Origin of the sequence: Blautia sp. AM47-4 (genome assembly GCF_003479865.1) — a bacterium.
GTDB classification, from domain to species: domain Bacteria; phylum Bacillota; class Clostridia; order Lachnospirales; family Lachnospiraceae; genus Fusicatenibacter; species Fusicatenibacter saccharivorans.
Map to the genome: position 1 here is coordinate 1 of NZ_QUHY01000025.1, position 15,284 is coordinate 15,284.

Genomic DNA, 15,284 nt, shown 5'->3' on the forward strand with positions numbered 1-15,284 from the left:
TCCCATACCGTTTGCAGAAAGCTCCTTGTGAAAGTCCGGAGCGTTCTCTTATCTCTTTAATCGTCATAACTTTCTTCCCCGTCTTTCTTCGCCATCCACTCTTTATTTTTGGCCATCTTGTGAAAACTTTTTTCTATTCTTTTCTCGAATCTTTTCTTTTCTTCCTCTGTCATTTCAAGCTCGTTTTCAATTTTTCTTACAGTTTCGTTTGTTATTCCCTTGTTGTCCCGAACCACTTGATAGCCCCAGTGTGCTCCCTCATAATTTAGGCACTGTAGCGTGTGGGCGATCTTTTGCGTGATCACATATCCCGGATTGATCGTCGGCATTCCGTCTAAGTTCTCTTTTATTTTATTTGTTGATCCGCCGACAAATAATTTTGCTGAGTCTCGCGAATTTCTTATTCCCTTCGGATAAGTTGGCGGGATGAAATCCGGTTTTCCTGTTATGCTGCACACGCCGTTTGGTTCCAGCGTTTTCAGGTAATAGTCGCGCCACTGGAAATCTTGCCCGTCTCCCGACTGCAATGCGTGCAAGCAATACGCTTTATATTTTTCTTCCGACTCAGAACTCTTGTCAAGGCTTCCCTACTTACCATTGCAAAGCAAACCATAACCTTTTCCTCTGGCAGGTTCACTTTTTTTAAAAGATCTTTAATACAATCTCGAAGAAGTCCTTTTTCAAGAAAACGGTATACCGATTTTGCCAGCTCGTCGTCTACCTCCTCAATGTACTCCTTAAGCTGTTTCATATAGCTTTCGTGTTTTTCTTTGCATTTTTGGTCATCGTACTCATTGCATAAATATTGCATATTATCGTGAATCGGATGCGGTGCGCATCCGCTCGTTCTTGACTCCGATTCAATCGTGCACGGAATCGTAAAACGATCTTGATTCAACATTGCACCGACGAAATTTCCGCTTTCATCCAGCAATACTTTTATATTCGGCTTAACTCGCGTGTGCGCGATTGGGATAATATCTTCTACTCCCATGTCTTCGTAAGCCTGTAAGATTTCTTTCCAGTACATCTTTTTCTCTCCTTACATCTCAATTGAAAATTCACTTCTAAGAAGTTCTTCGAAATCTGAATCTCTTTCTACGTAAGCCTTCAGAAATTCTTCCGGCTCGCAAGGAGCCATTTTGAAATGAGGTCTTCTCTGATTTCGTCGTTCATATAGCTCGCAATATTCTCCATTTCCTCTTCATTTAATCTGTACTCTTCTCCGTATTTTGTCATTATTGTTTCCGCCTTTCTTTGTTTATTTGCTGTTCCTTAACTTTGATTATATTATACCACTCATTGACGTATACGTCAATAGATTATTTTAATTTTTTTATTTTTCCAATAAAAAAGGACGCAAAACTTGCGTCCTTTTTTCTACCTTATGGCACTTATTCAATAATGTTTTTCAACTCACAGACTCGCGTCTGATGCAATATAATTAAGATCTTGCAAATATATTTAAGCTTCTTTTTCCGCGATATCGAGGTCTGATCCATCAAGAAATTCCCCGTCCTCGTCTGTGTTGCAGTATTCGAGCGCGTATTCGTCGGCGAATACGTATCCACCGGACTTGCGGTACGAGCATCTATATTTAGTAAGCTCGGCTTTTGCCAAGCCGTACTGGTCGCCCGTCCAGCGTTTCAGCTCTTCCGGATTTGCGTTTTCACCGCAAACACAATCTCCTTCGACGAAATTATCAAATTGTTTCTTTGTGTAGCTTCCTACACCATGTTTTAAAATTATCGTATTGTAATACATTTCTGTTTTCTCCTTTTCTGTTTTTTCGGTATCCTCTTTTACTACTCTCTCAAGCAGTTCAAGCACATACCCCGGCGGGTTTCTTTTTCCCGCCTCCCATCCCTCAAGAGTCCTCTTCGGGATGTTGTATTTTCTTGCGAACGCCTCCTGTGTTAAGCCGGAGGCGTTCCGGATTTCTTTTATTTTCATTCTTTTTTATTTCCTCCTTATTGGTTATCTCCCTGTTGCTGATTATAATATACCACACATTGGCGTATACGTCAATAGGTTATTTAAACTTTTTGCAGTTTTTTTGCAATAAAAAAAGGCGTAGGAAAATCCCCACGCCTTTTGTCATTTTTTTGTTGCGCTCTGATCTTGTTCGTGTTACTATAGGGATGGTCATATGTAAAAGACCAGAAAAAAGAATCATTCTTTTCGCCGCGTAGCTGCGGCGTTTCTTTTTGCCCCGGAAATAATTTCCGGGTCTTTTTAATTACTGCCGATTACACCACTCCTGCAAAGCTTTGACCATCGCGGACGGGTAGCTGATCACGCCGTCTACCGTTGTGCCGAGCTTGTGCTGCATCGCTCGGATGGTCTGCGGTCCGATATAGCCGTCTTCTGTGGTTCCGGCCCATTTTTGCATAGCTCTGATCAGATCAGAGCCGCCGGACAGTTTATCAGACCATTCGGCCGACACGATACCAGCACAGTATTCTTTATTGGCGGTTGGCTGATTGCTGATCACGCCGTCTACTCCAGTCTTAAAAATCTCCTGCAAGCGTTTGGTCAGCTCATGACCCCACACACCATCGACTGTGATCGCTTTTGAGGTGGATTCTTTGGCCGCGCCGCCATAAGTGCAAATTTGCATGGCAGTTGATCCAGCCCGCACCGGAGAGCAGCCTTCCCCAGCTTCCATTCTGAATTTCTGTCACCGTGTAGCTGCCGCGGTCTTTGATCGTTCCAACTCGTCGGCTGTCTGCGTTCGGCTGCTCTCTAATATTAAGGTCGGTATTGATCTTGTAAATACCAGGCTCATACTTTCCGCTTTCTGGCTGTTCGACCGATGCCGCGTCACTGATCAGGCTCTTAAACCGCTCCCAATCCCCTCTCTCGATGATCTGGCTCGGGCAGTGCTTGCTACAGATATCGTAGTGGCGGTATACGCGACTTGCCGGAATGCCAGTCTCCCGCATGATCTCTTTGACGACCGCTACCGTGTTCTGAAACGCTTTTTCGTAATTATATCCCGCCTGCACGCACATCTCAACGCCGATGCTGCTACGGTTGCCGTAGCGTCCAAACAGGTTATTACCGCCGTAATTAACCCCGACGTGCCAACACCCACGGCTGTGCGGTGCCGCCTGATAGGCGGTGTCACCATCATCCACGTAATAATGGGCGGACATATTCTGAAAATTGCCGTTATACTGCGCTCGTGCGTGTGCCAGCGCGTCTGCTCCGGCGGCGAAGTTATCCGTGTTGTGGACTACGATACATTTAGGATCGTTCTCACTGTAAGTATTCGTGTTACTGATTAATGATCTGTCAATTCTCATTTGTCGATGCTCCTTTTCCCAAAATTTCGATTCTTAGGAACATTGTACTCTTTTTCTCACGGCTCTTTGTAGGCTTGTTAGACTACGTATCGGTGATGGCTGTATCTTACGTTTTCCTGCGTTACTTTTGCGTAGATCATCGTGGTACTGATCCGCGTATGACCGAGGAGTTTCTGCAGATCCGTCACGTCCATGCCGTGGTCTATCGCATTTGTAGCTGTGGTGTGCCGGATCAGATGAGGAAATAGCGGTCTCCCGATGCCGGATCGCACGCCGATGTTGTGGATGACCTGCTCTATAGCTTGCTTTTGCAGAGCATGGTAAGGCTTACGTATTGTACAAAAAACGGCATCTGTATCGTCTTTTCTGGTAGTCCAATACTTCTGCAGAGTGTATTCTGCGCGGGCGTTAAGATAAGAAACTCGGTGTTTGCGGCCTTTTCCGAACAATCTGACTTCTTTCGTGGAGAAATCAATATCTTCTTTTTTGAGGATCGCCATTTCCGAAACACGGCATCCGGTACTGTAGAAAAACTCGATCATTGCTATTTCTCGAAGATCAACGCACGCATCCCGTACCATTTCCATCTCTATGCCATCAAGTGGCTCTCGCGGCTTCTCCTCGTACTTAATGGCGTGGATTTTCGCACATGGGTTCTCCGGAATGTAATATTCCCGACAACACCAGTCAAGAAACGTATTGATAACGATGCGCTTAGTGTCAATGGTATGATCCGAGTTCTTCCCAACCAGCCCGTACAAATATAAGCGGATATCGTTTGCCGTGATTTTCTCAACTGGCTTGCCTACGGCGTACAAAAACTGTTCCAGATAACATTTGTAAGTTATAAGCGACTGCGGACTCATGCCCTCAATCTTTTTCGATACCATGTAGACCTTATAGCACGCTGGTAAGAGATCATCCGGAACCGCTACATCCCTGCACTTCTTTTCAATATTGTAATCGTCCGAAAAGATCTCCAATTCGTTAAGCACAACTTTCATCTGCTCCGGTGTGAGCTTGCCGTTCAACTTTGTAATAAACTCGGTCGCAAAATCTGCCATAAAAAAACCTCCTTTTGTGGTTCACAAAGGGAGGGTATTGTGATATAATAATACACGTACCCTTTGTGGTGCAGTTTGGAACCGGGTGTGTCTTTGGTCGGATAGCCCGGTTCCTTTTTTTTAGTTGTGCTTACATTATACCACGTTGTTTGAAAATAGGAAGTCTTTTTTCAAAAAAGCAAGATTTAAGCAAGATTTTTAATAAATTAAATCCGCATTTATTCTCCTATAAAAAGTAAACGAGTGATACAAAATAATGCAAAACTTGGTCAGTTACATATGATATTTTTTGATATCTCGCCTTTAGCGGATCAATAATACAGTGTGTCACAAAAACAACTCCAAGCTGCCAAGTTAATCCAAAGGCAAGATAAAATGGTAAACAATACAACGCACAATGTACGAACAAATGATACCAATTACTTCCTTTGGTCTTTGCAATAAAATCATTTTGTAAAACATAATCACCAACCAAGTGACAAAATACTAATAAAATTACCTTATTCATATATTCCATCCTTTACTTCAACAGGGCAGTTATGTGCGTTATAATAATCAACAATCTTATTCTTTTTCATGTCAATTTTTACATAAGCACTTGCATGTGGAAATCCATTGTCGATCCCTTTTACATACATATAATTATCAACAAGTTTAGTTCCTACAATCTGAAGATTATTTCTGCGAACCATTTTCCAACAGTTAATTCTGCACAGTCTTTTAAAGTATCGTGATAATTATAATTTTTATTCTTCTTTCACGATTGCATTTTTTATGTTTTCATAATAGATAATGATAACAGCATTTACATACTGTGGAAAATTTGAAAACTTTACATTTTGTATAGAACCATTATCGTTACACTTTATTGTGACATTACCTGTTTTTAATGTATTATCTATTTTCCCAATAGTACCTGTTGAAAATGTTGAACCTCCGAATAACGCGAATGGAGCATATGATATGTCGTTACATCCTTCTTTATTTATAGAAATAGTTACCGACTTTATATCGGCTCCAGAAGTTCTATATATCAATAAATTATTAAAGACTTTCTTACTATTTAATTTCGGTAATTGGGATTGTGGATAATATCAAAGCAGAAATCCAGGCATTTTCTGATATAGTTAAAATTTTATTATCTACAGTAATAATTGGTTTGATTTGTTTCTTGTTTATAATTTCTATCTGCGAACAATTGTATTGTGAATCGATTTCGATTGCATATACGGCTAGATATCCACTGTAATTGTTAAGTAATAATATAATCGAACACCGAGAGTTAATTACGATATTAATATTATTTTTGTTTTTGGAGCTGGTTTGTAACATAAATTGTGTATTACTATTTAATTCGTTAATAGCTCCCGGGATTGTCTTATTAGTCGTCTCGAGCTGAGAGATACCCTCGGACACGATTTTCTTAGCAATCCATTTCCACAGATTGCCGAAAGTAAACTTTTTATTCACTTTGGCTGGGGTGTCGTAGATAAGCGCAAGGTCAGTGTCTACTGGTTCTGTTTTTTCGGTGTAATCTGTGAATTTTGCCATATTAGTTTTCCTCCTTATTGAGCTGATTATTTTCAATATATTCATCAATTGCGGCGATATGCTTTTTCAATTCCGGGTTAACCGCGACAAAATTGCCGCGGTTATTCTGACTGATAAGGTCGCCGGAATCGTCCACCTCTGAATAGGTGTAAGCGATCCGGATGCCCTCTCCGGTTACTAATTTCGTAAAACTTGTTAAGACTTTCATTGTTTCTCCTTTCATGCTATAATTTTCGATTCTACATAATCAATATACGTCTGATAGCCGATTTCGCTGTAGTCCAATTCCGGCTCTTTTTCATATGGAGTTTCGTTCTTTTCCAGTCTTTCTAGCGTGTAATCTGCCTGTTTAGCTTTCAGTTCCCATGAAAAGCTAAGATTTGGTGTTCCTTTGACCAAAAAGTAGTCTGCCGTTTTTTCCTCGATCCACAGGTCGCCGCATCCCTCTTTCTGCAAGAACACGTTATACTTGTCATTTCTCAGCACTGTTTCGCCGAAAATATCGTCAATCTGAACGTAGCACAGGCCGTTTTCGTCCGTTTCCGCTTCTCCGATGTCTCCGAAGAACGGGCTTGGCATCTCATAGCAATACTGGAGACGCTGACCGTAGTTTTCGGTATCTACAATTCTATTTTTGGTTCCAGAAGTGTAGATTCCCTCTGCGGTTACACGTGAACCTTTTCCAAGTCCATTTCCTATTGCATAAAAGCCGCCGTTTGCATCCTCTTTTCCGGCTTTCATGTATACACCATAATTCGAGAGCAAATCAGTGACAGAGGAATATCCTGAAAGATCGTCCGTGTAACACATTCCGAAGTGTCCGCTTGTCCACGTGCTGCCAATTCCAGCTCCCGTTGATCGATCAAGCAATCGAACGCCAGGGAATAAGTACGGATTCATTTCAAAAATATATTCTTTCCGAGTAACGCCAAGTCCCCAGTTAGCCGTACTGTCAACTTTTACGCCGCCTGTGGAGATTTTGACAGCTTCATTTCCGTTGACCGTGCCTTGTATATAGTCATTTTGTGACTCAAGGTGGATCTGCGTACCATATATGGAACCTTTCTGCAAATTAAAACCGTCTTTGTTCCAGCTTCCGATCTTATTTCCACTGGAATCATACACTTCCGCTTGACCGTTGCCGTTGTTGACTCCGCCAAGTTTTAAGGTTCCTCCTTGTGCGTACGAGAAATTGAGGTACAGTTTTCCATCTTTCAAGAAAATGCCCTGTGCAGCGCCGTTATTGGTGAGTCTGTTAAAAATTTCAAGCTGTGTTAAGGCCTTGTCCAGTGCATCTACCGCGGAGTTGTCCGTGTATTTATTCCGCTTCTGCCAGTCCGTAGCCGCAAAATCTCCGCTCTCCCGTGCTGTTACGCAGGTCATGATGTCCGCGGTCGATGAGTCAAACCAGAGGTCTCCCACCGCATACGGCGTGGTTGGCTGCTTTACAAAAATCTGCGCTTTTCCGTCAATCGCATCGTAGACACCGCTCGGCGGCTCTGCTTTCATCTGTTCCCACGCGCTACCGCTGTAGATATAGGATTTCTGCTCGGTCGTGTTGTACCACAGATCACCCTTATGCTGCTTTTTCAGTGCGTCTGTTGTCCACGACTTAGACGGGTCTGTGCTCTGTCTCCACGTTTCGGCTTTCCCATCTATCTGATTCTTAACATCAGCAAGAGTGTTTGCGTACTCTCCATTGATCCAGCTATTAAGTGAGGAGTCATCCGTGTATTTATTCCGCTTCTGCCAGTCGGATGCCACGTACGAGCCAGACTCACGAGCCACAACGCAGGTAAGAATGTCGGATGTCGCCGAGCTGAACCACAGGTCGCCGATCGAGTACGGAGGTTTTGGCTGGCTTACGAAAATCTGAGCCTTTCCGTCTATGATGTCGAAAACATCGTTCGGGATGCTCATTTCATGCCAAATTCCGGCTTGATAGATGTATTCCTTATTGGTCGATGGGTTTTTCCAGAGATCGCCATCGTGAACCATCTTTTCACTTTCAATCACGGTCATGATTGCCGCGCCGGTGCTGTCCGTAACGGTCGCTCCGGTGTGATCCAGCAACGCTTCTTCGGTCGTTCCCGTCCACTGCAAGGATGGGTCGGTTGTCTGATACCATGTTTCTGCTTTTTTGTCGATCGAATTGGAGATTTTCTCCATTTCTTCGTCATATGCAGTGATGAAATCGCCCAGTTCCTTGCTGACTGCTTTTACGGCGGAGTCATCCGTATACTTATTTCTCTTCTGCCAGTCTCCGGCAACATAAGAGCCGGACTCTCTGGCTGTTACGCAAGTCATGATATCGGCACTCGTCGAGTCAAACCAGAGGTCTCCTACCGCATACGGCGTGGTTGGCTGTTTTACAAAAATCTGCGCTTTTCCGTCGATGGCATCGTAGACACCGCTCGGCGGCTCTGCTTTCATCGGCCCCCACGCGGTGCCGCTGTAGATATAGGACTTCTGCTCGGTCGTGTTGTACCACAAATCACCCTTATGCTGCTTTTTCAGTGCGTCTGTTGTCCACGACTTAGCTGGGTCTGTGCTCTGCCGCCACGTTTCCGCTTTTCCGTCTATCTGATTCTTAACATCAGCAAGAGTGTTTGCGTACTCTCCCTTGATCCAGTTGTTAAGAGAGGAGTCATCAGTATATTTATTTCTTTTTTCCCAGTCTGTAGCATTAAAATTTCCGCTCTCTCTCGCGGTCGTACAGGTCATAATATCTGCACTGGAAGAATCGAACCATAAGTCACCCACATCATACGGCGTAGTTGGCTGCTTAACGAAAATCTGAGCCTTGCCATCAATCGCGTCAAATACGGCTTGCGGCGGCGTTGATGTCATTTCCTGCCATGCTGAGCCATTATAGATATAAGTTTTCTGGTTCTCTGTGTTGTTCCACAAGTCGCCCTTATGCTGGGCTTTCAGCTCATCCGTTGTCCAATTGGCCGCCGGATCAGTGCTCTGCCGCCACGTTTCCGCCTTACCGTCAATCTGAGTAGACAAGTTGGCAATAGTCTCTTTGTAGTCGCCGGAAAGGAAGTTTTCAAGCGCGGTATCGTCTGTATAAGTATCTTTTTTCGCCCAGTCGGACGCATTATACTTTCCAGATGTGCGCTTAACTACGCAGACAAGGATAGTTGTTCCGGTGAACCATGTATCGCCTACGTCATAAGGGGGAATCGGTTCGCCAACAAAAATCTGCGCCTTGCCGTCGATTTTGTCAAAAACATCGTCTGGAACGCTCATTTCGTGCCAGGTTCCATCCTTATAGATGTACTCGACGTTATTGGTTGTGTTATGCCACAAGTCGCCGTTATGAGCCGCTTTTTCGCGATCCCATACGGTCAGAATGTTTGCACCGGTGCTGTCCGTAATATTCGCGCCGGTATGGTCCTGCAATGGTTCAGATGTGCTATTATCTGTCCATTGGAGCGCCGGATCTGTTGCCTGGAACCACGTTTCGGCTTTCTTGTCGATCGATTTGGAGATTTCGACAAGTGCTTCGGCATAATCGGTGTAGATGAAATTGTTAAGTTCAGAATCGTCTGTATACTTAACCGCCTTGATCCAGTCAGAAGAATCATAGGCACCAGACTGTCGTGAGCGCTGACATCTCATAAGGTCGGAAGTATCATTTCCCACCCACAGGTCACCTACATCGTACGGAGGATACGGCGTAGCTGTAAAAACGCGGCGTTTTGAATCTGCGGTGTCTTTAGCTTCTGCGGCTTTCTGCATAGCAAGCGTGATATCGGTATCCTGTACTAGCTGCCAACTCCACGCCGATCCGTCTTTCTGGAAGCGGTACGCATAACCTTTCGATTTCCAATAAAATAAGTCTCCCTCATGAGCCGTCTTTTTCTCCTCAGTATCCCATTCTTTCGCCGGAACGTTGTTTAGCGTAGGCTCGTAATCGTAATAGAACGTTTCGATCTGTCCGTCAATCTGCTTTTGCAGGTTGGAAATCATAGGGTTGTATATATTGCTTGTAAAGTCGTTCAGAGAAGATTCCGCTTTTTTTTCGGCAATATCTGCCACCGTTTCGCCCTGAATGGAAAGAGAAACCACGCTAAGCCGGACTTCTCCCGTTTCAGCATCCATGTAGACGGTCTGTTTTCCGTTTCTGTCCTGGATAATAAGGGTGCCGCCAACTCCCCAATCGAAATTAATACCAATAGTAGTCATGATCTTAGCTATCATGACTCCATCTACAGTAAATCCACCGTTCCAAGTCTTTCCGCCGTCGGTCGATGCTGTGATTGTATCAGCCGTTATTTTGAAAACACTTTTGGATTCCGCAAGTGTAGGCTTATCGTGCAGATAGTAGATGCTGCTGCCATCCGGCTGCACTTCGCTCGAAATATAGGTTCCAGGTGCGTTGGAAACCTGTTTTTCGAGAGCGTCCATCTGTTTTTCAAATTCTTTTTTAATAACCTGCTGCTGCTTTTTGAGATTCTGGTATACTTTCGAGCCAGATGTCGCCTTTTGCGACTTTACGGTTTCTGGGCTGTCTGTATCGCAGGAAATAGACGTACTGCCAAGGTACGTGTAAGTAATATTGCTCAGAACCGAAAAGAAAAGATTTCCTTTCATATCCTGCACGAAACACGGGTCCATAAACTCAGCAAGCGGGTTTGAAATGTGATCTCCGCTGAATGTGTAAAATTCCAGCCCGACAATAACATTTCCGATTAGCTGCAGTGCCTGTGCTTCTTTGCCGGAAATCAATGGATTTTCGATCAAGAAGCAGTAATCTTCCGAACCTACAATATAAGATTGCTTTTCATCTCCATCGTCGTTCTCCGCCTTAACTCCGGTTATCCGAATCATATCTGTCGAAATGCTCGGATTCTTCTGAAATCCAGAAAAATTCTGTGCTTTCGTGTAATCATACGTGCCATCTGACTTTTTAAGGCCGGAAAAATCATAGCTCTTAATAATAACAGCACCGTTGGAATCGCACATGGCATTTCCGCCAGCAATCATAGCGATATATCCGAGCATCTCCCTGCATGTAACATTTTCAGAAATTGCATCTACCACGAAATCACCATTTGTGAATTTCGCGCTGCCAGCAACAAGATTACACTGAATGCAGACATCCCGATAGATATTAAATATAGTCGCCGGAAACGTCGTATTTGCAACGTAACTATCGGATGTTTTCGCCATGTAATCTGCAGCAACAAGCGTAATTGTGGATCCCGGCGTGGTCGGCTCAACTACAGAAAAGATTCCCTCTTTGATTTTTTCTACGCTTCCATCATCCAGCGTCATTCCCGTAAAAAGCGTGATTTCTGCGCCGTAAAAGTCAATGGCATCAAATCTTCCGTCGTAGTTATCCAAATTAAGCTCTATTGTTCTTGAAAGCGCCACACCGAGGGGGAATGAACTTCCCCCATTGGTGGTGATGCTGTTACCGTCAATTCGAAAATCTTTGGACGGATCCAGAGTCAATTTTGTGCCGTTCCGTAAAACCACGTTCGCGTACGCATAACATGCAGAACCGTTTTCTACTTTTTTCCTAAATTCTGTGCTTACATTTTTCATGATGGGTCAATCCTCGTTACCTGGAAACTAAGACTTGTGCATTTTTCCTCGCCCTCTTTGAGGGAATATATCGCTGTGTCAACGTTTGCAACATAAAATGCATGTGTCTCCCATTTTGCGGTTTTGATATTGAAATAATGGAAATTGAACTGAGACTTGAAAACAGTCTTTGAAAGGATTTCCGCTGCTGCTTCAAGGGTAATATCGGTCCATTTAAGGTTATACGCTTCAACAGTGAATAACCTTGTGTTGACCATTTTGCCGTTCATAAGCCGCCCGGAATCGTCCGAAGATGTTGCTGCAAAAGCAATTGTGTAACCATCTTCGTCAACATCTGGCGGCGTGTAGCCATCAAACTGCAAATGATTTTGTGCCATGTATGCCCTCCTTAAGTCGTAGACAGCTCGAATGGGTTATTTCCACCCTGTATCTGCTGCAGCTTTGCTTCGCTGATTGTTTCCTTGAACAGGACTTTTCTGTCCAACTGTGCAACGAAAGTATAGCTTCCATTGCCTTTTCCAGACTCTTCCCGGACAATCTTACGGATAAGCCCCTCTGGTGCTTCGATATTATTTCCGCTTTTCTGATCTCCGAGCATTGCCAGAAACTCCTGGTTTGGTGGGATGACCGCACCGGATGCCAGATGTGGGATTCTTCCGATAGTTGGAATATTTACATGCGGAATTCTATTCACGCCGCGGATCAGATTATTGATTGCTCCGATTGCCTGATTAACCATGCTGATGATCCCATTAATCGGAGCACGCACAACATCACCAATTCCGCTCATGATACTCGAAAAGATATTTTTGACGCTCTGCCAAGCATTCCGCCAGTCACCAGTAAACGCGTATTTAATAAAATTCATAATCCCAATAAATACGTTTTTCATAGTTTTGAATATTGACTTAATCAAATCGCAAAGCACCTGCGGAGCAATGCCAGCTACGCCAAAATATTTTACCCAGTCAACAGAGAATAATTTTTTCACCAGTGACATAAATGGAGTTAAAATATAGTCTCCAATCCATTCAATTACAGCGCCGCATGTATCCGCAAATCCCTGTGCTATTTGTCCTGCACCGGAAAAAGCTTTTTTCCAGTCGCCCGTAAACACACCAACAAGGAAATCGATCAAACCGCCGAGCATATCCAGAATTCCGTTCGCCATTTCTACCGCAGCGCCCAATAAATCAATAGCCGCGTCGCCTAGCCATTGTACAACAGGAGCCAATAACGGAATTACATTTTGAAGAATCCAATTAATAAGGGGAACAAGAACGTTATTCCAAATTTGCTGTAGCGCATCAATGATTTTTGCGCACACATCAAGGAATTTATCGACAAAATCTGTAAGAGGTCCATTAATCAAATCTTCGAGCCGCGTTCCCCATTCATCGATGATAGGCACTACATAACTATTGTAAAGATCAAGCAATGTTGCCAAAATAGACGCACAGCCTGATTCGATATCATCAATAAATGGCTTAACGATCTCATCATAAAATGCAATGATTTTGTCGGATGTATCGTTTAAAAAGTCCTCGATAACCTGCGCGAGTTGCTGAATAGGTGCGATTGTTTCGTTAATCGCTTCAACTAATTTATCTTTGTTATCGATCCATGGCTGCCAGGCAAGATACATTTTATCGCGCTCGTATCGTGCAAAAATTTCTACAGCCAAGCCGCCTAAAGATGCAAAAATTCCGATAAGATTTCCTGTCAAATCCTGCGCTGTTTGTGTGCCAAACGTTTTTGCAAATACTTCGGCTATCGTTTTTGCGATAAGTCCGAATTCATCTGCAATTTCTGCTCCGACGTTGAAAACGTCAACCAAAAATTTCTTGATTCTATCTTTATTTCTGCTCAGATAGCTTTCAAAACCGCCTACAAGATTAACAGCCAGTGTAAGGCCTACGCTTGCTATTGATCCGGCCACGACCCCGAGATTATAGATTACAGATTCTGCAAAGCGTTTCGCAGCTCCTACTACTTCCGGGTCCGTGAAGATCTCAGCAAGATTCCTTTTGATGGATGCCAGATCCTTTTTCAGTTCTGCAAGCTGCGGTTTGTAATCTCCAAGGCCATCCCAGAAGCCGGACATAAACAGGTCTTTAATCTTTTTCAGTAAATCAAAAACTTTCTGCAGATTATCCAGAAAAGCGTTAGGGATCTGCTCTTCCGTGAACATCGGTGCACTGCCTGTTCCTCCTCCACCGCCGCCAGCTCCCGGGGATTTGCCGCCACCGCCGCTGCCGGAACCGCTGTCGCTTTTCGAATCCATCTTGTTCAGATCATCGAGAGGGGAAAGGTATTTTTCCGTTGCTTCTGCGGCCGCATCTGCCGCATCTGCCGCGTCGTTGGTTGCGTCCGCTACATCTTCCGCACTCGATGCCGTATCGCTTAGAGATGCCGCGTAATCCTTCTGAACAGCTAATGCTCGAGTATATGTTTTCTTACCAGACAGCATTGAAAAGAACATGCTTACGTAAGTTGCCGCGGTGCTAAGCATGTCGATGAATTTTGACAGAATCGGTGCAATCGCTGTAAGAATCGGCGCAAATGCTGTCGCAAGACTGTTTTTGAGCCGTTCCAAGCTGCCCCACAACATAGAGATAGCCGAGTTGGTTGAGCCGGATTCCTGCGCCAAATTTGACATTCCAGCCACAACCGCGCTTCTCAGCTTATTGAAAAGAACGAATAATGAGCGGATGCCTAGACCGTATTTTAGCAACGTCATAATTCCGTTTTTGGCATTTCCTGCAGCACTTCCGGTCTCTTTCAGAGAATTTGCGGCTTTCTTTCCACTGTCAGCAATTTTTTCGTTGGATTTTGCCAACTTTGACGCGTTGTCTGCTGTGTTTTTAGTCGCTGAATTATTCGCCGAGTTTGAATAGCTGTCAATGCTGTCTTTTACGTCATCATACGAGGTTTTTAACCGGTCATTGATACTTGCCAGCTTTTCTTCTTCCTGCGCCAACTTCTCCATTGCTGCAGCTGCTTCTTTTGTTGGCTCGGTTTTAATTACATCAGTACCAAATTTTTCTTTTTCGCGCATTTTCGCTTCTACTGCACTATATTTTTCGTACAGCAGATCGAGATTTTCTAAGGTGCTTTTAATTTCTTCATCATTAATTCCACCAGTATTTGACGCGCGCAATTCGTCCCATTTTGCTTTTGCCACATCAATTGCTTGACTTAATGACTCAAGCTCAGATTCAAGTTCTTTGTATTTGTAGGTCGGAGGTTCACCGCCTAACGCAGAAGAAAACGCTTCTCCGTTTTGTTCCAACTCTTGTAATTCTTTGTTTGCGTCATCAATTGTTTTCGCGAGCTGGTCAATATCGTACTGATAGCTTTTATACTTTTTGCTGTCCTCGCTGCCGCCCAGCGCCACGAATTTTTCCTGCGCATAGACCAGCTTGTCCATCTGCGTCTTAGCAGACTCTATCTGTGCCTGGATCTCTTTGTATTCGTCTGTCGGTATCTGCTGTTTTCCGAGTTCAGCAACCTTTTCTTTAAGTTGTTCGACTCTTTTTTCCTGCTCTCTGTACTGATCGTTCAACTTTGAAAATGCATTCGCCTGCTTGTTAAGTGATGCTTTGGCCTTGTCTCCAAGACCATTAATAGACGAGATACACTGCCGCACATTCGCTTCCAGCTCCTTACTGCCAGCTTTTGCGCCGTTTGTGTCAATCTCCGTATCAATGATGATATAGCCGTCAGCCTGTCCCGCCATGCGTATTCCTTCCTACCGTGTAACTTTTAACGGTTTATGCCGGTGCTCCGTATGCTCCGGCAG

13 protein-coding genes are annotated in these 15,284 nt (G+C 44.0%); all 13 read right to left on the bottom strand.

Annotated elements, in window-relative coordinates:
- Positions 1-56: 56 nt before the first annotated feature.
- Entirely contained in the window at positions 57-329 is a 273-nt protein-coding gene (locus DW965_RS14370; RefSeq protein WP_147398799.1) for a hypothetical protein, read from the bottom strand.
- A 149-nt stretch (positions 330-478) separates the two neighbouring features.
- Complete coding sequence (locus DW965_RS14375; RefSeq protein WP_119198499.1) at positions 479-1,030, bottom strand: type I-C CRISPR-associated protein Cas8c/Csd1; 552 nt, start codon at positions 1,028-1,030, stop codon at positions 479-481.
- Between the two features lie 80 nt (positions 1,031-1,110).
- Positions 1,111-1,239: a hypothetical protein gene (locus DW965_RS20445; RefSeq protein ID WP_256372864.1), complete on the bottom strand. Its 129-nt coding sequence runs from the start codon at positions 1,237-1,239 to the stop codon at positions 1,111-1,113.
- Between the two features lie 225 nt (positions 1,240-1,464).
- On the bottom strand, positions 1,465-1,953 hold the full coding sequence (locus DW965_RS14385; protein ID WP_119198500.1) for a helix-turn-helix domain-containing protein: 489 nt from the start codon (positions 1,951-1,953) through the stop codon (positions 1,465-1,467).
- Positions 1,954-2,239: 286 nt separating this feature from the next.
- Entirely contained in the window at positions 2,240-2,554 is a 315-nt protein-coding gene (locus DW965_RS14390) for a peptidoglycan-binding domain-containing protein (RefSeq protein ID WP_158582867.1), read from the bottom strand.
- On the bottom strand, positions 2,541-3,308 hold the full coding sequence (locus DW965_RS20085) for an N-acetylmuramoyl-L-alanine amidase (protein ID WP_119198502.1): 768 nt from the start codon (positions 3,306-3,308) through the stop codon (positions 2,541-2,543). The genes DW965_RS14390 and DW965_RS20085 overlap by 14 nt, the downstream gene beginning before the upstream one ends.
- Before the next feature lie 77 nt (positions 3,309-3,385).
- The gene (locus tag DW965_RS14400) at positions 3,386-4,372 is read right to left on the bottom strand and encodes a tyrosine-type recombinase/integrase (protein ID WP_119198503.1); all 987 of its coding nucleotides are present in this window, start codon (positions 4,370-4,372) and stop codon (positions 3,386-3,388) included.
- A gap of 226 nt (positions 4,373-4,598) precedes the next feature.
- Positions 4,599-4,880, bottom strand: a complete 282-nt coding sequence (locus DW965_RS14405; RefSeq protein ID WP_118640090.1) for a DUF3307 domain-containing protein — start codon at positions 4,878-4,880, stop codon at positions 4,599-4,601.
- Positions 4,881-5,431: 551 nt separating this feature from the next.
- The gene (locus DW965_RS14415; RefSeq protein WP_119198505.1) at positions 5,432-5,923 is read right to left on the bottom strand and encodes a hypothetical protein; all 492 of its coding nucleotides are present in this window, start codon (positions 5,921-5,923) and stop codon (positions 5,432-5,434) included.
- A gap of 1 nt (position 5,924) precedes the next feature.
- Positions 5,925-6,131 (bottom strand): hypothetical protein, encoded by a 207-nt coding sequence (locus tag DW965_RS14420; protein WP_118660144.1) that lies wholly within the window; start codon positions 6,129-6,131, stop codon positions 5,925-5,927.
- Positions 6,132-6,142: 11 nt separating this feature from the next.
- Positions 6,143-11,482 carry a hypothetical protein gene (locus DW965_RS14425; RefSeq protein ID WP_119198506.1) on the bottom strand — a complete coding sequence of 1,780 codons (5,340 nt, stop codon included), beginning with the start codon at positions 11,480-11,482 and terminating at the stop codon, positions 6,143-6,145.
- Positions 11,479-11,859, bottom strand: coding sequence for a hypothetical protein (locus DW965_RS14430; RefSeq protein ID WP_119198507.1), 381 nt, complete (start codon positions 11,857-11,859; stop codon positions 11,479-11,481). Before DW965_RS14430 ends, DW965_RS14425 begins: the two co-directional genes overlap by 4 nt.
- Before the next feature lie 11 nt (positions 11,860-11,870).
- Positions 11,871-15,221 carry a hypothetical protein gene (locus DW965_RS14435; protein ID WP_119198508.1) on the bottom strand — a complete coding sequence of 1,117 codons (3,351 nt, stop codon included), beginning with the start codon at positions 15,219-15,221 and terminating at the stop codon, positions 11,871-11,873.
- Between the last annotated feature and the right edge of the window lie 63 nt (positions 15,222-15,284).

Coding starts and splice junctions, on each gene's coding strand:
- DW965_RS14400 (WP_119198503.1), bottom strand. CDS start 4,372: ATGGCAGATTTTGCGACCGAGTTTATTACAAAGTTGAACGGCAAGCTC.
- DW965_RS14415 (WP_119198505.1), bottom strand. CDS start 5,923: ATGGCAAAATTCACAGATTACACCGAAAAAACAGAACCAGTAGACACT.
- DW965_RS14425 (WP_119198506.1), bottom strand. CDS start 11,482: ATGAAAAATGTAAGCACAGAATTTAGGAAAAAAGTAGAAAACGGTTCT.
- DW965_RS14405 (WP_118640090.1), bottom strand. CDS start 4,880: ATGAATAAGGTAATTTTATTAGTATTTTGTCACTTGGTTGGTGATTAT.
- DW965_RS14420 (WP_118660144.1), bottom strand. CDS start 6,131: ATGAAAGTCTTAACAAGTTTTACGAAATTAGTAACCGGAGAGGGCATC.
- DW965_RS20445 (WP_256372864.1), bottom strand. CDS start 1,239: ATGACAAAATACGGAGAAGAGTACAGATTAAATGAAGAGGAAATGGAG.
- DW965_RS14370 (WP_147398799.1), bottom strand. CDS start 329: ATGCCGACGATCAATCCGGGATATGTGATCACGCAAAAGATCGCCCAC.
- DW965_RS20085 (WP_119198502.1), bottom strand. CDS start 3,308: ATGAGAATTGACAGATCATTAATCAGTAACACGAATACTTACAGTGAG.
- DW965_RS14385 (WP_119198500.1), bottom strand. CDS start 1,953: ATGAAAATAAAAGAAATCCGGAACGCCTCCGGCTTAACACAGGAGGCG.
- DW965_RS14375 (WP_119198499.1), bottom strand. CDS start 1,030: ATGTACTGGAAAGAAATCTTACAGGCTTACGAAGACATGGGAGTAGAA.
- DW965_RS14435 (WP_119198508.1), bottom strand. CDS start 15,221: ATGGCGGGACAGGCTGACGGCTATATCATCATTGATACGGAGATTGAC.
- DW965_RS14430 (WP_119198507.1), bottom strand. CDS start 11,859: ATGGCACAAAATCATTTGCAGTTTGATGGCTACACGCCGCCAGATGTT.